This is a genomic window from Isoptericola chiayiensis (assembly GCF_013149805.1).
GTDB lineage: Bacteria > Actinomycetota > Actinomycetes > Actinomycetales > Cellulomonadaceae > Isoptericola > Isoptericola chiayiensis.
Genome location: NZ_JABEZT010000002.1, coordinates 239,434 through 255,935 on the forward strand (window position 1 = coordinate 239,434; position 16,502 = coordinate 255,935).

Sequence of the window (16,502 nt, forward strand, 5' to 3'; positions counted from 1 at the left end):
GTCGTCGAGCCCGGATAGGGTGCTGCGCATGAGCGATCGCGGACTCGAGCTGGCACGGGACAAGATGCAGGACGCGGGGGTGGCTCCGGCGGCGGTGGACGTCTTCAGCCGCTTCTACCGGCTGCTGGAGGAGGGCGCCTCCGGGCTGGTGCGGGAGGACGACGTCGACCCGCTCACGGACCTGCCGCGCCACGCCGACCTGGAGGTCGAGCCCGGGCGTGCGGCCGAGGCGCTGAGCAAGACCGCCATCATCAAGCTCAACGGCGGCCTCGGGACCTCCATGGGCATGGACAGGGCCAAGTCGTTGCTGGAGGTCCGCCGGACCGCCGACGGCGAGGCGCTGAGCTTCCTCGACGTGATCGTCCGGCAGGTCCGTGCGGCGCGCGAGCGGACCGGGGCGCGGTTGCCGCTGGTGCTCATGAACTCCTTCCGCACGCAGGACGACACGCTGGCCGCGCTGGCCGGCTACGACGACCTGGCCGTGGACGGTCTGCCGCTGGACTTCCTGCAGAACCGCGAGCCGAAGCTGCGCGCCGACACCCTCGAGCCGGTCGAGTGGCCGGCCGACCCCTCGCTCGAGTGGTGCCCGCCCGGCCACGGCGACCTGTACCCGGCCCTGCACGCCGGCGGCGTCGTGCGCGCGCTCCTCGACGCGGGCTTCCGGTACGCGTGCGTGTCGAACTCGGACAACCTCGGTGCCGCGCCCGACGCCGACCTGGCGGCGTGGTTCGCGGACTCGGGCGCGCCCTACGCGGCCGAGATGTGCCTCAAGACGCCGGCGGACGTCAAGGGCGGCCAGCTCGTGGTGCGCCGGTCCGACGGCCGGATCATCCAGCGCGAGACGGCCCAGACGCACCCCGACGACATGGACGTCTCGCTCGACCCGACGCGTCACCGCTACTTCCACACGAACAACCTGTGGTTCGACCTCGAGGCGCTCGCCGCGGAGCTGGAGCGCACCGGCGGCGTCCTCGAGCTGCCGTTGATCCGCAACACCAAGACGGTCGACCCCACCGACCCGGAGTCGCCGGAGGTGGTCCAGATCGAGTCCGCGATGGGCGCCGCAGTGGCGGTCTTCGAGGGGGCGACGGCGATCGAGGTCGGGCGCGAGCGCTTCCTGCCGGTCAAGAAGACCAGCGACCTGCTCCTGCTGCGCTCGGACGTCTACGAGCTGACCGACGACTTCCGGCTGGTGGCGCGCACGGACGCGCCGCTCGTCCAGCTGTCGGGCACGTACAAGACCATCTCGGCGTTCGACGCCCGGTTCCCGTCCGGTCCGCCGTCGCTGCGCGGGGCGAGCGGTCTGCGGGTGGACGGCGACTGGACCTTCGGCGCCGACGTGACGGCCCGTGGCGACGCGGTGCTGCCGGAGCCGGACGGGGGAGCGGGCAGCGTCCCGGACGGCGCGACGATCACGGGTTCGGGCCTCGACTGAGGTCCGGAGCGCTCAGGCGTCGACGACGCGGGCGCTGCCGACCCGGGGCGTGAGGTTGCCCGCGCTGGCCGCGGCGACGTCGTCGTGCAGGCGGTCGACCTGCGCCGGTGGCACGAGGAGCTGCAGACGTGCCTGCTGCGCGTACTCGGTGGCGCCGACGACGGCGTCGTGCGTCGCGGCCCAGTCGCGCAGGACGTGCTCGAGGCGTCCGGCGTCGGCGTGGGGCACGTCGAGCGTGACGGGGACCATGGTGCGACGGCCGAGGACGAGACCGCTCGACGCCGCGTCGTCGAGCGCGGCGGCGACCGCGCTGCCGTAGGCGCGCACGAGGCCGCCGGCGCCGAGCAGGACCCCGCCGAAGTACCGGCTGACGACGGCGACCACGTCGGTCGTGCGGCGCTGGTGCAGCACCTCGAGCATGGGGACGCCGGCGGTACCGGAGGGTTCGCCGTCGTCGGAGGAGCGGTGCGTGTCGGCGTGCGACCCGAGGACGACGGCGACGCAGTGGTGGCGGGCGTTCCAGTGCTCCTTGCGGCGGGCGGCGACCACGGCGTCGGCCTCGGCCGCGGAGCCCACGGGAGCGAGCAGCGCGAGGAAGCGTGACTTCTTGACCACCAGCTCGTGCTCGACGGGGGCGGCCAGCGTGCTCGGCAGGGAGGACATCGGCCACATCCTATGCCGCGGCGGGTGGCGAAAAAGTGTGCCAAGCGCCATGATCGGACCATGACGTCACAGCAGCAGGAGACCGGCACGGACGGCCGCTACCCCCGCCCTCCGGTCTCGTTCGACGAGGCCGAGTGGGTCTGGCGGGAGCTCTCGGTCGAGGCGCTGCGGCCCGAGGGCAAGCCGGAGGTGGTGCGGCTCGCCGTCGTCGCCGGGCTGACGAGGGCGACCGGCGCCCGGTACGGCGACCTGCTGCGCGTGCGCGCCGAGGACCTGGAGCTCGGCACCCCCGCTGCGCCCCGAGGGCGCGTGGGCGGCGACCGGCCGGCGGGGGAGGGGAGCGTCCTGGTCCGGCACGGCAAGCACCGCACGCTGCGCCGGCACCGGGTCCCCGCGGAGGTGGTCGTGGTGCTGCGCCACTGGATGGCGGTGCGCACCGAGCTGGCCGCGGAGCTGGAGGGTTCGGTGCCGCGGGCCCTGCTGCTCACCGTGCACCACACGCACGACAACGGCACCACGGTCTCGAGCGGGCTCCCGATCACCCGGCAGGGCCTGGTGCTGTCGTGGCGCCGGTTCGTCCACCGGACGAACGCCAGGAACGGAGCGACGCGCCCGCCGCTGCCCACCCGGTTCGAGCAGGTGCGCCGGGCCTGGACGACGGCCGGCGTGCACGACCCGGGCCGCGAGGTCGTCGCTTCGGACGACGAGGCGACCTGACCGCCGAGGACGGAGCACCGGTCATGCGGTTCTCCAAATAAATAGTGTGCCAAGCGCCGAACCCAAGAACGACGCAGGTGCACCGGTGCCACCAGCACGGAAGCCGGGTCAGCCGGTCGCGATCCCGAGGAGCGGCCGGTCCGGGGCGTGGGAGGCCAGTTCCTCGAAGCCCAGGCGATCGTAGAAGGCGCGGGCGCCGGTGTTGGCGGGGTCGTAGCCGAGGTGCACCCCGGGCACGCCACGCTCGGCCAGGGCCGCGCGGATCGTCGTGATCAGTCGTCGTCCGAGCCCGTGGCCCTGCGCCTCGGGGACGAGGTCGATGTGCAGGTGCGCGGGGTGCGTGGCCAGCTCGCCGTGGACCAGGCCGCGCAGCATGCGCTGCGGGTCGGCGCCGTCACGCAGCAGCGCCTGCTCGGTGTAGCCCGGTTCCGCGGGCGTCGTCGGCCCGGGAGCCGGGTGCCGGCGGACGAACTCCGGGGTCCACTCCCGGTCCCACCAGCTCGCGAACGCGGCCGTGTCGGCCACGGCGAGCACGTAGCCCAGGAGCCGGCCGTCGGTGACCGTCAGCGGATCGTCGCCCGGGGTGCCGGCGTCGTGGTCGACGACGACGAACGCCAGCTCGGGGGAGTGCTCCACGTAGGGCAACGCGTAGACGTCGGGCATGAGCATGTCGTCGGAGTACACGCCCCGCGCGTCGCCGCCACCGGCGGCCGTGCGGACGCAGATCTCCGCCACGGCGGCACGGTCGGTCGGACGGAAGGGGCGGATCTGGATGTCGGTCACGGCGTCATCGTGGCAGGAAGGCCCAGCCGATCGCCACGACAGCGATCCCACCGAGCACCACCAGCACTCCGACGGACGCGGCAGCGGCCGCCCAGGCCGCCGCACCCAGCACCACGGTCGCGCCGCAGATCGTCAGGTCCCGGCCTGCGGTGGCGCGGAGCGCGGCCCACTCGACCCGGCCGGTCCACGACGTGTGCTCGGCCCACCAGCCCAGCCGGACGGTGAGGAAGCCGAGCGGCGCGAGCCAGAGCACGGCGGGGTCGAACGGCGCGGACTGCGCGCCGAGCAGCACCGCCGCCGACAGGACCACCGCCAGGTGGCTCGGGACCCGTCCTGGACGGACCGCCGTCCACATTGCGAGGACAAGCGCGGCCGACAGGGCCAGGTCGGGCAGCAGCGACGTGCGCGCCGCGGTGAGCAGCACGAGCCCGCCGACGGCGAGCGCGGCGAGCACACGCAGCACGCCGCCCGGCACCGAGGGGCCGTGAACCACCGAGACCCGGGGCAGGGGCCGCTCGTGACGACGTCGGCTCAGGTCCTGCAGCTCGGCCAGCATCGTCATCGCGTCCCTCCCGACGTCAGGCGCACCGGCACCGAGTGGTGCCGTTCCGCCGCGCGGACCAAGGTCTCCAGACGGGCCGGGGCGGCGGAGCGCGCCGCGCCCGACCACGGCACGACGGGCACCCCCTCGGCCACCAGCGCGCGCAGCCGGTCCTCGCGCTCCATCGCGGTGATGCGCCACGCGATCCGCAGGTGCTCGCCGTACGCCGGCCGCACCACCGGCAGCGTGTCCACCACGACCACGCGGTGGCCGTGGTCCTTCCAGGTGCGCGCGAGCCGCGCGGACTCGTCGTCGAGCGCGGTGGTGAACAGGTAGACGACGGCGTCGGCGGGCAGCTGCGGCGCGCGCAGCCGTCGCGGCGGTGTGCCCACCGGGCTGCTCAGCGCAAGGCCGTACAGCAGCCGACGCAGCTGCCGGCGTCCGCCGGAGGGCGGTACCGGCCGTCGCCGGCGCCCGAGGTCCTCCAGGCCGACGCGGTCACCGGCTTCCACGACGGCCGTGGCGACCGAGGCGGCGGCGTGCCGGGCCAGGTCCAGCGACGTCGGTTCGTCGACGCGCTGCTCACCGCTGCCGCGCCACGTGCGCAGGTCGGGGCCGACGTCGTCGCGCGAGTCCACGACGAGCATCGTGGTCGCCTCCGCGGTCGCGTAGGTGCGCCGGACGTACAGCTCGTCCAGCTCGGGCGAGCGTCGCGCCGTGGTGCGCCAGTCGATACGACGCAGGCGGTCACCGGGCACGAACGGGTGCACGTCCCGCAGCTCGTCGCCGTCGCCGAGACGCCGCGAGGTGTGCTGGCCCGTGAGACCCCGCAGCCGGTACGGCAGGGGGATCCGGCCCAGGGGCATGGCTGTCGGCAGGACGATCCGGTCGGGGGCCGCCGCACGGACCGGGTCCTCCGCGACGGCACCCCCGTCGCCGTAGCCGCGCACGTCGACGACGAACGTCGGCTGCGCGCCCGTGCGCACCGTCGCCAGGCGCAGGTCGAGGACGCGGTGGCCGTCGGGGACGGTCACCTCGACCGGTCGGTGGCCGGGAGCGGCGACGCGGACCTGGACGAGCTCGGCCACCCGCGGTGGCTCCAGCGTCAGGGACGCGCCCAGCTCGCCCGGACGGGTGGGACCGTCCTGCGCGGCCAGCCGGATCTCCGTGGCCGTCGCCTCCGCGTCCTCGCCGCGGGCAGACCGAGCGCGCCACAGCACACCGAGCACCACCGGGACACCGAGCAGCGCGACGTCCGCGCGCCCGGCGAGCAGCCCGAGCGCCAGCACGACCACACCGGCCACCACGCCCAGGACGCCGTGCGGCGTCCGACGCCACACCGGCTCGTCCGGGCGGCGCAGACCCCTGTCCTCGGCGGCCGAGCGTGCGGGTGTCCCGAAGCTCACGGCGCGTCCCGCACCGTCGCGGGGCCCGCCACCGACGCCAGGATCTCGCGGACGAGGTCCTCGGGACGGACCGCCGACGCCCACGCCGTCGGTGTCAGCGTCAGGCGGTGCGCGAGCACCGGCACCGCGATGCGCTTGACGTCCTCCGGCACCACGAAGTCCCGGCCGTCGAGCACCGCGATCGCCCGCGCCAGCAGCAGCAGGTTCTGCGAACCACGCGGGGAGGCCCCCACCTCGAGCGACGGGTGCCGGCGTGTCGCGGCTGCCAGGTCCACGCAGTAGGCCGCCACGTCGGGGTCGACCTCGGTGGCCTCCACGCCGGCCTGCATCGCCCGCACGGTGTCGGCGTCGACGACCTGCCGGACGGGGGCCTCCTCCGTGCGGCGTGCGACGCGGCGCATCAGGACGTCGTGCTCCTGCGAGCGGTCGGGGTAGCCGACGGCGAGACGGACCATGAACCGGTCGAGCTGCGCCTCGGGCAGCGGATAGGTGCCCTCGTACTCGACGGGGTTCGACGTGGCGACCACGTGGAACGGTCGGGGCAGCGGACGGGTCTCGCCCTCCGCGGAGACCTGCCGCTCGGCCATCGCCTCGAGTAGGGCCGACTGGGTCTTCGGGGCGGTGCGGTTGATCTCGTCGGCCAGGAACAGGCCCGTGAAGACCGGACCCGGGCGGAACACGAACTCGCGGGTCGCCGGGTCGAACACGCTGGACCCGGTGACGTCGCTCGGCAGGAGGTCGGGGGTGCACTGCAGGCGGGCGAAGTCGAGCCCCAGCGCCGTCGCCAGGGACCGGGCCGCGAGGGTCTTGCCCAGACCGGGCACGTCCTCGAACAGGACGTGCCCGCCCGCCAGCACCGCCGCGAGCGCCGTCTCGAGGGCTTCGTGCATGCCGACGACGGCGGTGCCGACCTCGTCGAGGACGGCGCGGGCGTGGTGGGCGACGTCGGTGACGGGCAGGGGGGTGGGCGTGGGGGTCATGCGGGCCTTCCGGGTGGGTGGTGGTCGGGGAGGCGGTCGAGGGTGTCGAGCCAGTGGTGCAGGGTGCGGGGGGTGGGCGGTCGGCGGGACCGGATGCCGGTGAGGACGTCGTCGCCGAGGAGGTGTGCGGCGGCGGCGTGGTGGGTGGGGTCGTCGAGGTCGATGCCGTGCTGGGCGAGGCGGTGGGTGGCGAGGGCGTGGACGCGGCGGGTGACGCGGGCTGCGACGCGGCCGTCGCGGGTGAAGGCGGCCCAGCCGAGGTCGGAGACGTCGTGGCGGGCGCCGTCGCGGGTCTGGTCGGGGGGTTGCGGCCAGCGGGCTTCGTCGCCGTGGTCGAGGGCGCGCCAGGCGTACCAGGTGGCGAGGAGCGCGGCGGGCAGCAGGAGGGCGTGTGCGGGGTCGAGGGTGCGGGTGGCGGCGAGGAGGAGGGCGGCGCCGGTGGCGAGGATCCAGGGCAGGTGGCGTCGGGTCATGGCGTGCGGTGGGTGGTGTCGTGGGTGTCGAGGGCGTGGGCGATGGCGGTCAGGGCGTGGCGTGCTTCGTCGACGTCGTGGGTGGGGGTGGGGCGGTCGGTGAAGCGGGCGTGGGTGTAGAGGTGGCGCAGGGTGGCGACGTCGTGGGGTGGTGCGGGGGTGTCGTCGAGGACGGTCTGGGTGAACTCGGTGGGTGTCTGGGCGGGGTGGCGGCGGGTGCCGTGCTCGGCGGCGGCGTCCTCGAGGACGAGCCAGGCGGCGATGACGGCGTCGTGGGTGGTGGGTGCGGCGTCGAGGCGGTCGAGGGCGCGGGTGACGGCGTCGGCGATCTGGGGCAGGGGGACGGTGGGGGCGTCGGTGCCGGGCAGGGTGTCGCCGGTGTCGAGGTGGTCGGGCGGGGGTGGTGGTTCGGTGTCGTCGCGCAGGGCGTCGAGGACCTTGCGGCCGACGTACCAGAGCAGGAGGGCGACGGCGGCGGCGGCGAGGGCGAGGAGCACGGTGAGCAGGGTGTCGTCGTCGTCGGGCGGGGGTTGTTCGTCGGGGGCGGGTGGTGCGCTGGCGGTGGGCAGCTCCTGCTGGGGCAGGGGGACGTCGCCGAGCTGCAGCAGGGGTGCGGGGACGGTGAGGTGCCAGGGGGTGGCGGCGGCGGCGCCGAGGAGGACGAGGGCGACGAGGGTGATCAGGACGGCGGGGTGGCGGGCGGTGCGGGGGTTCATGGGAGCTGGGTGGCGTGCTGGCCGGCGACGGCGGCGGTGACGAAGGCGGCGGGGTCGGCGTCGAGGTCGCGGCCCATGGTGGACAGGCGGGCGGGGCTGGTGCGCAGCGTGTCGAGCAGGTCTGTGCCGGCGTCGACGTGGACGAGCCGGTGGGGTGGGGTGAGGGTGCGGGCCTGGTCGTGGACGCGGGCGGTGAGCTCGGTTCCCCAGCCGGGCAGCTCCTGCAGGGCGGGGGCGGGGTGGGGGACGACGACGTCGGCGGGCTGCAGGGCGACGCGGCCGTAGGCGGTCAGGGAGTGGTGGGAGATGCCGCGGTGGCGGTCGCGGGGGTCGGCGCCGGAGACGCGCAGGGAGGCGACGGGGCGCCCTCCGAGGGTGGCGGCGGCGTTGACGGCCTCGCCGGCGGCGACGCCGGAGAAGCCCCAGCGGGTGCCGGTGCCGAGGTTGCCGGGGCCCTGGGTGACGACGACGAGGTCGGCGTCGGCGACGTGCCGGGCGGCGAGCAGGCCGGTGTGGACGGTGACGGCCTCGAGGTCGCCTCCCCAGGCCTGTCCGACGGTGACGGTGGCGTCGAGCCAGCCGGACTCGCGCAGGGTGTGCACGGTGCGGGAGAACGTGGCCGGCAGGGCGCCGCCGTCGGTCATGACGTAGACGACGCGGGGGGCGGGCCGGCCGGCGGTGGCGGCGGCGTGCCGGGCGCCGGCGACGACGGCGGGCAGCGCGGAGTGCAGGTCGGCGACGACGACGGGCAGTCCGGCCAGGTCGTCGGCGTCGCGCAGCAGCTCGTGGTGGGGCGACTCCTGCTCGTCGACGCCGAGGACCATGGTCTGCAGGGGGGTGTAGCGGGCCTTGACGAGGTGGCCGGGGCCGGGCGCGGGGTCGGCGGGCACGGTGTCGAGGGGTGCGGCGACCAGGGCGTACCCGCCGGTGCCGAGCCCGCGGGCCAGGGCGGAGACGTTCAGGGCCAGCCGGTCGCCGGTGTCGGGGTCGCCGACGAGGTCGGTGTAGGCCAGGGCCCGCACGTCGACGACGTCGGTGCCGGGCAGCGGGGCGTCGAGACGGACCGTCAGCTCGCGGGCTCCCGGATGGTGGTGCCCGCGGCGGGTCACGGTGCCGGTGCGCCAGGTGACGTGCGCCGGCCCGGGTGGCGTGGCGTCGTCGCGGGTGCGCTGTGGTCGGTTCGTCGGCCCTGTCGTCACCCGAAGGAGCCTACCGGCGGCTACCGTGGTGGCCGATGAGTGCTGGGAGCGAGTCGGGTCCGGCGACCCGGCCGGACGAACGCCTGCTGAACCTCGTGATCGCGCTGGTGAACACCTCCGCGGCGATGACCAAGCAGCAGGTGCGCGCCAACGTGCACGGCTACGGCGCGGCGGCGTCGACGGACGCGTTCGAGCGGATGTTCGAGCGCGACAAGGACACGCTGCGCGCCCTGGGCGTGCCGATCGTGACGGTGGAGGGCAGCGGCCACAGCGACGAGGTCGGCTACCGCATCGACAACGAGGCGTACGCGCTGGGACCGGTGGACCTGACCCCGGCCGAGCTGGGCGTGGTGGCCCTCGCCGCCCAGCTGTGGTCGGACAAGCTGCTGCGCACCGACATGTCGCGCGCGATGACGAAGCTCGCGGCGGCCGGTGCGGGCGACGCCGCCGAGGACGTCGTGGCGGGTCTGACGCCGCGGGTGCGGGCGGCGGGCGACGCGTACGGTCCGCTGCTGGAGGCGATCTCCGAACGGCGGGTCGTGACCTTCCGCTACCGCGCCGCCAGCACCGGGCAGGTGCGCGCCCGACGCGTCGAGCCCTGGCGCATCGCCGCGCGCGGCGGCGGCTGGTACGTCGTGGGGCACGACCTCGACCGTGACGCGGTGCGGGTGTTCCGCCTGTCCCGCATCGACGGGCGGGTGCGCGTCGGGCCGCACCCCGACGCCTACCGGATCCCCGCGGACGTCGACGTCGACGCCGCGCTGGGCGCCCGCGTCGGGGCGGAGCGCACCGCCCGCCTGGCCGTGGCGCCGGAACGGGCCACCGCGCTGCGCGCCCGCGCCGTGAGCGCGCCGGAACCCGACGCCGGCCCGCCCGTCCCCGCGGGCCGCGACCTCGTCGTCGTCCCGTTCAAGACGTTGACGCCGCTGGCCGACGAGATCGCCGGCCACGGCGCCGCCGTCGTCGTCCTCGAGCCCGCCGACCTGCGCAGCGAGGTGCTGCGGCGGTTGCGCGCCGCCGCCGCGCTGCCCCGGACCACCGAGGAGGAGGAGCCTGATGGCCGAACGCGCTGACGACCGCCTCGTACGGCTGCTGGGCATCGTCGCCTACCTCGACGGCGCCGGCCCCGTGCCCGTCGAGGAGCTCGCCCAACGCTTCGGTGTCACCCCCGCACGCATCCGCGAGGACATCGACGCGCTGTGGGTCAGCGGCACACCCGGCTACATGCCCGACGACCTGATCGACTTCGACGCCTTCTCCCTGGAGAACGGCATGGTCACGCTCACCCAGTCGCGCGGCCTGACCCGCCCGCTGCGGCTCGGCACCCGCGAGGCCGTCGCGCTCGTCGCCGCGCTGCGGGCCATGCGCTCCACGCCGGCCGTGCAGGCCGCCCCCGGACGCGCCGACGTCGTCGACTCCGCGCTGGCCAAGCTCACCGCCGCCACCGGCGAGGCCGCGAGCGCCGTGGACGTGCGCCTGGGTGGGGACGAGGACGCGGCGGCGCTGGGTGCGTTGACGCGGGCGTTGAGCGCGGGGCGGCGGGTGCGGTTGCGGTACGTGGACGCGGCGGACGTGGTCAGCGTGCGGGACGTGGATCCGTGGCGGCTGCTGACGCAGGACCGGGCGACGTACCTGGTGGCGTGGTGTCACCGGGCCGGGGGGCGGCGCACGTTCCGGGTGGACCGGATGCTGTCGGTGCAGGTGCTGGACGTGGCGGTGGGTCGGGTGCCGCCGGAGCGGGTGGACGTGGATCCGGTGGTGCAGGTCGTCTCGGATGCGGGGGAGTCGGCGCCGGTGGCGGTGCTGCGGTTGGCGTCGCCGGCGCGGTGGGTGGCCGAGGAGGTGCCGGTGGAGCAGGTGACTGATCTGGCGGACGGGTCGTTCGAGGTGCGGTTGCGGGTGACGAACCCGGCGTGGTTGCGGCGTCTGGTGCTGACGAACGCCCCGGACGTGCTGGGGGTGTGGCCGCCGCAGGTGGCGGCCGAGGTGGTCGAGGCGGCGTCGGCGGCGTTGTCGGCGTACGGCGAGGCCTAGGCTGGGCGCCATGTGGGGTTGGGTCTGGACGGTGCTGGCGGTCGGTGGCGTGCTGCTGCTGGTGTGGCTGGCGTGGACGGTCGTGCGTGCCGGGTGGGCGCTGCTGCGCGAGGCGGGCCGTGCGGGCACGGAGCTGTCGCGGGCGGGGGAGCGGGTCTCGGCGGCGGTGGCTGCGGCGGAGGCCGACCGGGTGCCGGTCGAGGCGACGATGTTCGCCGACCGGGCGGTGCTGCGGGGCAGGGTGCACGCGCTGCGTCGTGCCCGGGGGGCGCGCCGGGGGGTGCGCCGTGAGCGGCAGGCGCTGGTGTGGCGCACGTGGGTGTCGAGCACGTGGCTGGAGCGGCGGCGTGCCGCGCGAGCGGTGACGCGACGGGCGGGGAGCGGCTGAGTCCGTCGCGGCCCGGGCTGCGGGGCCGGTCGTCGACCGTGCCGCTGTTCCGTGCCGCGCCGTCGTCTGCCTAGACTGGGGTGGCGTGCAGGCCGCACGCCCGAGCGCCTTGGGAGTTGAATTCCGTGGGTATCTTCCGAAACCCCGCCGTCCTGATCACGTTGATCCTGCTGGTCGTGCTGCTGTTCGGGGCCAAGCGGCTGCCGGACGTGGCGCGCAGCGTGGGTTCGTCGCTGAAGATCTTCAAGAAGGAGATCAAGGACCTGGGCGACGACGACTCCGCGTCGACCTCCGAGCGTCCGGCGTCGAACGCGAACGCCGAGCCCAAGGACGAGGCGCGGGCCGCGGAGCCGCAGGGAGCCTCCGGGGCGGGTGCGGGCACCGAGTCGCCGCAGTCGGGTCCGGCGGACCCTAAGCACACCTGAGAGGTCGGCGATGCCGCGTACCCCCCGGGACCCCGAGGGGCGGATGCCGCTGCGCGAGCACCTGGTCGAGATCCGCAAGCGGGTGGTGCGCATCGCGTTGGGCCTGCTGGTCGGCGCCGTGCTGGGCTGGATCCTGTACGACCCGCTGCTGGACGCGCTCATGCATCCCCTGGAGCAGGCCGCCGAGCGTCGTGACGCGCTGATCGGCCTCAACTTCGACGGGGTCGCCACCGCGATCGACATGCGGGTCAAGGTCTCGTTGTTCCTCGGGGTGATCGTGTCCAGCCCGTGGTGGCTGTACCAGGTGTTCGCGTTCGTCAACCCGGGCCTGACCGGCACGGAGCGCCGGTACGTGTACGGGTTCCTGTGCGCGGCGGTGCCGATGTTCCTGGCCGGGGCGTGGCTGGCCTGGTCGGTGCTGCCCTACGTGGTGGAGGTCCTCAACGACTTCGTGCCCGAGGGGGGCGCGAACCTCGTGGGCGCCCAGATGTACCTGAGCTTCGTGATGCGGCTGATCCTGGCGTGCGGGATCGCGTTCCTGGTGCCGGTGTTCATGGTGGTGCTGAACCTGATGGGCACGGTGCGGGCGCGGACGTGGCTGGCGGGGTGGCGCTGGGCGGTGCTGGTCTCGTTCCTGTTCGCGGCGATCGTGACCCCGACGATGGACGTGCTGAGCATGTTCGGCATCGCGGGGCCGATCTGCGCGCTGTACTTCGTGGCCACGGGGATCTGCTTCCTGCACGACCGTCGGGTGGACCGGCGGCGCGTGGCCGCTCCCGTCGAATGACGCGACCGGCCGCCGACGGGCCCGGCGGGCCCGGTTCCGGGGGACGTGTCGGGGTGCTGGTCAACCCGGTGGCGGGCGCCGGTCGGGGACGGCGCGTGGGCGCGGTGCTGCGCGAGCGGCTGTCCGGCGAGGGCCACGACGTCGTGGACGTCTCCGGCGACGACGCGGTCGCCGCGGCCGCCCGGCTGAGCGCCGCGGGCCTGCTCGACGCCCTGGTGGTGGTCGGCGGGGACGGGATGGTCCACCTCGGGCTGCAGGCGGTGGCCGGCACCAGCACACCGCTGGGGGTGGTGCCGGTCGGCACCGGCAACGACTTCGCGGCCTGCCTGGGCCTGGTGCGTCGCAGCACGGGCGCCGAGGTCGCCGACGTGTGCGCGGCGCTGGCCGCCGGCAGCGTCCGCCGGGTCGACGCCGTCGAGGTCCGCACGGGCGGACGCACCCGCTGGGTGGCGGGCGCCGTCTCGGCAGGCCTGGACGCTGCCGTCAACGCCCGCGCCAACGCCATGCGCCGACCGCGGGGCGCCGCCCGCTACACGCTCGCGGCCCTGGCCGAGATCGCCGCGTTCCGCGCCTGGGCGTACCGGCTGCAGTTCGACGGGGTCGTGGACGACGGCGGACTGCCGCTGACCGCCGCCGCTGGCGACTCCACCGCGTCGACGGCCCGCTGGGCGGGGCGCGCGGCCGTGGTCACCGCGGCCAACACCGACCGCATCGGCGGCGGCATCCGCGTGGCACCAGCCGCCGTCGTCGACGACGGGCTGCTCGACGTGCTGGTCGCACCCGTGCTGACCCGCCGCGGCGCGGCCACCATCTTCCCCAGCATGTTCACCGGCAGGCACGTGCGCCGCCGCGACGTGCACGTGGTGCGCGCCGCCGCCGTGCGGATCACCGCCGGCCCGCACGACCCCGCCAGCGGCGGGCACCCGCTCGCCCACGGCGACGGCGAACCCCTGGCACCCCTGCCGGTGCAGGTGCGGGCCGTGTCCGGGGCGCTGGGCGTGCTCGTCCCACCGCACACCCGCGGCCCGTCCGGCGCGCCCGGCGCGCACCTCGGCCCGCCGGGGCCCGGCACCGTAGGCTGACCGCATGACGGCCGACCTGAGCCCGGCCGAGCGGTACGCCGCGGCCCGGGCCCGCTCCGCACGTGACCAGGCCGACGCGACCGGCGAGCTCGGCCGGTTCCGGCGCCTGCTGGACTTCGAGCTCGACGACTTCCAGGCCGACGCCTGCGTCGCCCTGGAGACCGGCCGCGGCGTCCTGGTGGCCGCACCCACCGGAGCCGGCAAGACCGTCGTCGGCGAGTTCGCGGTCCACCTGGCCCTCGCCCAGGGCGGGAAGACCTTCTACACCACGCCCATCAAGGCCCTGAGCAACCAGAAGTACTCCGACCTGGTGCGCCGCCACGGCGCGCAGTCCGTCGGCCTGCTCACCGGCGACTCCTCCGTCAACGCCGACGCCCCCGTGGTGGTGATGACCACCGAGGTGCTGCGCAACATGCTCTACTCCGGCTCCACCGCGCTGGAGGGGCTGGCCTACGTCGTCATGGACGAGGTGCACTACCTCGCCGACCGGTTCCGCGGCCCGGTGTGGGAGGAGGTCATCATCCACCTGCCCGAGCACGTCCAGCTCGTGTCGCTGTCCGCGACCGTGTCCAACGCCGAGGAGTTCGGCGACTGGCTGGGCACCGTGCGCGGCGACACCGCCGTCGTCGTCTCCGAGCGTCGTCCCGTCCCGCTGTGGCAGCACGTCATCACCGCGCCGCCCGAACCCCGCGGCATCCCGCGCCTGTTCGACCTGTACGCCGGGCACGTCGACCCCACCGACCCGGGCACCAACCCGCCCATCGACCCCGACCTGGCCCGCCTGTTCCGCACCCACGGACGCACCGGCGGGCCCGGTCCGCGCCGCGGACGCGGCGACCGCGGCTACCGGGGACGCGGCGGACACCGACCCGGTGGGCCCCAGCAGCCCACCCGGCGCACCCCGCGCCGGTACGCCGTCGTCGAGGCGCTCGACGCCGACGCCCTCCTGCCCGCCATCTACTTCATCTTCTCCCGCGCGGGCTGCGCCGGCGCCGTCGAGCAGTGCCTGCGCGCCGGGCTGCGCCTGACCGACGCCGAGGAGGAGGCCGAGATCCGCCGCGTCGTCGAGCAGCGCACCATGACCATCCCGCCCGAGGACCTCGACGTGCTCGGGTTCTGGTCCTGGCAGCACGCGCTGTGCCGCGGCATCGCCGCCCACCACGCCGGCATGCTGCCGGTCTTCAAGGAGACCGTCGAGGAGCTGTTCGCCCGCGGCCTGGTCAAGGTCGTGTTCGCCACCGAGACCCTCGCGCTCGGCATCAACATGCCCGCCCGGTCCGTCGTGCTGGAGAAGCTCGTCAAGTTCGACGGCACCGCCCACCAGCCCGTCACGCCGGGGGAGTACACCCAGCTCACCGGCCGCGCCGGCCGCCGGGGCATCGACGTCGAGGGGCACGCCGTCGTCGTCGACCACGAGGGCCTCGACCCGGTGGCCCTCGCCGGCCTGGCCTCCCGCCGCCTGTACCCGCTGCGCTCCAGCTTCCGGCCCACCTACAACATGGCCGTCAACCTCGTCGAGCAGGTCGGTGCCGAACGGGCCCGCGAGGTCCTGGAGACGTCGTTCGCCCAGTTCCAGGCCGACCGCGGCGTCGTCGACCTCGCCAAGCAGGCTCGCGCGCACGCCGAGGCCCTCGAGGGCTACCGGGGCGCCATGACCTGCTCTCGCGGCGACGTCGAGGCCTACGTGGACTTGCAGCGGGCCATCGGCGACCGGGAGAAGGAGCTGACGCGTGCCGCCCGCGGCGAGCGCCGCGCCGACGCCGTGGCGTCCCTGGAGAAGCTGCGCCGCGGCGACGTCGTCGAGGTGCCGACCGGGCGGCGGCGCGGGTACGCCGTGGTGCTAGACCCGGGTCTCGGCGACGGCGGGTTCGACGGCCCGCGCCCGACCGTGCTCACCCAGGAGAAGCAGGTCAAGCGCCTCACCCTCGCGGACACGCCCGACGGGGTGCGCCGCGTCACGCGGGTGCGCATCGCCAAGAGCTTCAACCCCCGCCGCCCGGACGCGCGCCGCGACCTGGCCGCCAGCATGCGCAACGCCCTGGGAGCCTTCGCCGACGACGGCGGCCGCGAACCCAGCGCCGCCCGGCGACGCCGCACCGACGCCGCCTCCGACGAACGCCTGGCCGCGCTGCGCACCGACCTGCGCGCCCACCCGGTCCACGGCTGCCCCGACCGGGAGGACCACCTGCGCTGGGCGCGCCGCGCGGCCACGCTGCAGCGCGAGCACGACACCCTGGTGCGCCGCATCGAGGGACGCACCGGTTCCATCGCGCGCACCTTCGACCGCACCTGCGAGGTGCTGCGCGAGCTCGGCTACCTGCGCGAGGACGACGGCGTCGTCACCGTCTCCGAGCCGGGCCGGCGCCTGGGCCGGCTGTACGCCGAGGACGACCTGCTGCTCGCCGAGTGCCTGCGCCAGGGCGTGTGGGACGAGCTGACCGCCGCCGAGCTCGCCGCCGCCGTGTCGACCGTGGTGTACTCGGCACGCCGCGAGGAGTCCGAACCGCTGAGCACCGTCGGGCACGGCACCCGCCTGCCGGCCGCCCTGCTCGAGACCGAACGCATCTGGTCCGAGGTCACCGCGCTCGAGGCGGCGCACCGCCTCGAGGTCACCGGCCCGCTCGACGGCGGGCTGGTCGACGCCGTGCACCGGTGGGCCTCGGGACGCAGCCTCGAGACGGTGCTGCGCGGCACGGACGTCGCCGCCGGCGACTTCGTGCGCTGGTGCAAGCAGATCATCGACGTCCTCGACCAGCTCGCCGCGGCGGCCCCCGGACCCGAGCTGCGCCGTCGTGCCCGGGCCGCGCAGGACGGGGTGCTGCGCGGCGTGGTGGCCTACTCCAGCCTGTAATCGTCGTCGCATCGTGACCCCG

General features: G+C 75.3%; 17 protein-coding genes. 9 read left to right on the forward strand and 8 right to left on the reverse strand.

Annotation, left to right across the window (positions count from 1 at the left end; all coding sequences use genetic code 11):
• Positions 1-28 precede the first annotated feature (28 nt).
• Positions 29-1,435: a UTP--glucose-1-phosphate uridylyltransferase gene (locus tag HDG68_RS04045; RefSeq protein WP_172149549.1), complete on the forward strand. Its 1,407-nt coding sequence runs from the start codon at positions 29-31 to the stop codon at positions 1,433-1,435.
• Positions 1,436-1,447: 12 nt separating this feature from the next.
• On the opposite strand, the gene HDG68_RS04050 is transcribed toward HDG68_RS04045, so the two are convergent.
• Entirely contained in the window at positions 1,448-2,098 is a 651-nt protein-coding gene (locus HDG68_RS04050) for an IMPACT family protein (RefSeq protein ID WP_343037417.1), read from the reverse strand.
• 60 nt (positions 2,099-2,158) lie between these two features.
• Here HDG68_RS04050 and HDG68_RS04055 point away from each other — a divergent pair, with 60 nt between their 5' ends.
• A complete protein-coding gene (locus HDG68_RS04055) occupies positions 2,159-2,815 on the forward strand; it encodes a hypothetical protein (RefSeq protein ID WP_172149550.1) in 657 nt (218 codons plus the stop codon).
• Between the two features lie 108 nt (positions 2,816-2,923).
• Here HDG68_RS04055 and HDG68_RS17530 read toward each other — a convergent pair whose 3' ends face one another.
• The 7 genes from HDG68_RS17530 to HDG68_RS04090 are packed head-to-tail and all read right to left on the reverse strand — an operon-like array spanning position 2,924 to position 8,823.
• Positions 2,924-3,598: a GNAT family N-acetyltransferase gene (locus tag HDG68_RS17530; protein WP_172149551.1), complete on the reverse strand. Its 675-nt coding sequence runs from the start codon at positions 3,596-3,598 to the stop codon at positions 2,924-2,926.
• A gap of 4 nt (positions 3,599-3,602) precedes the next feature.
• Positions 3,603-4,160 (reverse strand): hypothetical protein, encoded by a 558-nt coding sequence (locus tag HDG68_RS04065; RefSeq protein WP_172149552.1) that lies wholly within the window; start codon positions 4,158-4,160, stop codon positions 3,603-3,605.
• Positions 4,157-5,545 (reverse strand): DUF58 domain-containing protein, encoded by a 1,389-nt coding sequence (locus tag HDG68_RS04070; RefSeq protein WP_343037418.1) that lies wholly within the window; start codon positions 5,543-5,545, stop codon positions 4,157-4,159. Before HDG68_RS04070 ends, HDG68_RS04065 begins: the two co-directional genes overlap by 4 nt.
• A complete protein-coding gene (locus HDG68_RS04075; protein WP_172149553.1) occupies positions 5,542-6,525 on the reverse strand; it encodes an AAA family ATPase in 984 nt (327 codons plus the stop codon). Before HDG68_RS04075 ends, HDG68_RS04070 begins: the two co-directional genes overlap by 4 nt.
• Positions 6,522-6,998, reverse strand: a complete 477-nt coding sequence (locus tag HDG68_RS04080; protein ID WP_172149555.1) for a hypothetical protein — start codon at positions 6,996-6,998, stop codon at positions 6,522-6,524. Before HDG68_RS04080 ends, HDG68_RS04075 begins: the two co-directional genes overlap by 4 nt.
• Entirely contained in the window at positions 6,995-7,714 is a 720-nt protein-coding gene (locus HDG68_RS04085; protein WP_172149557.1) for a DUF4129 domain-containing protein, read from the reverse strand. The genes HDG68_RS04080 and HDG68_RS04085 overlap by 4 nt, the downstream gene beginning before the upstream one ends.
• Positions 7,711-8,823: a DUF3866 family protein gene (locus HDG68_RS04090; RefSeq protein WP_172150313.1), complete on the reverse strand. Its 1,113-nt coding sequence runs from the start codon at positions 8,821-8,823 to the stop codon at positions 7,711-7,713. The genes HDG68_RS04085 and HDG68_RS04090 overlap by 4 nt, the downstream gene beginning before the upstream one ends.
• A 125-nt stretch (positions 8,824-8,948) precedes the next feature.
• Here HDG68_RS04090 and HDG68_RS04095 point away from each other — a divergent pair, with 125 nt between their 5' ends.
• The 7 genes from HDG68_RS04095 to HDG68_RS04125 all read left to right on the forward strand — a co-directional run bounded on the left by HDG68_RS04095 (position 8,949) and on the right by HDG68_RS04125 (position 16,480).
• Entirely contained in the window at positions 8,949-9,986 is a 1,038-nt protein-coding gene (locus tag HDG68_RS04095; RefSeq protein WP_172149559.1) for a helix-turn-helix transcriptional regulator, read from the forward strand.
• Positions 9,970-10,947, forward strand: coding sequence for a helix-turn-helix transcriptional regulator (locus HDG68_RS04100; RefSeq protein WP_172149561.1), 978 nt, complete (start codon positions 9,970-9,972; stop codon positions 10,945-10,947). The genes HDG68_RS04095 and HDG68_RS04100 overlap by 17 nt, the downstream gene beginning before the upstream one ends.
• Before the next feature lie 10 nt (positions 10,948-10,957).
• Positions 10,958-11,335, forward strand: coding sequence for a hypothetical protein (locus tag HDG68_RS04105; RefSeq protein ID WP_172149563.1), 378 nt, complete (start codon positions 10,958-10,960; stop codon positions 11,333-11,335).
• A gap of 125 nt (positions 11,336-11,460) precedes the next feature.
• Positions 11,461-11,760: a Sec-independent protein translocase subunit TatA gene (gene tatA / locus HDG68_RS04110; RefSeq protein ID WP_343037419.1), complete on the forward strand. Its 300-nt coding sequence runs from the start codon at positions 11,461-11,463 to the stop codon at positions 11,758-11,760.
• A gap of 10 nt (positions 11,761-11,770) precedes the next feature.
• On the forward strand, positions 11,771-12,547 hold the full coding sequence (gene tatC, locus HDG68_RS04115) for a twin-arginine translocase subunit TatC (protein WP_343037420.1): 777 nt from the start codon (positions 11,771-11,773) through the stop codon (positions 12,545-12,547).
• On the forward strand, positions 12,544-13,629 hold the full coding sequence (locus HDG68_RS04120; RefSeq protein ID WP_172149565.1) for a diacylglycerol/lipid kinase family protein: 1,086 nt from the start codon (positions 12,544-12,546) through the stop codon (positions 13,627-13,629). Before tatC ends, HDG68_RS04120 begins: the two co-directional genes overlap by 4 nt.
• Before the next feature lie 4 nt (positions 13,630-13,633).
• On the forward strand, positions 13,634-16,480 hold the full coding sequence (locus HDG68_RS04125; RefSeq protein WP_172149567.1) for a DEAD/DEAH box helicase: 2,847 nt from the start codon (positions 13,634-13,636) through the stop codon (positions 16,478-16,480).
• Positions 16,481-16,502: the final 22 nt, after the last annotated feature.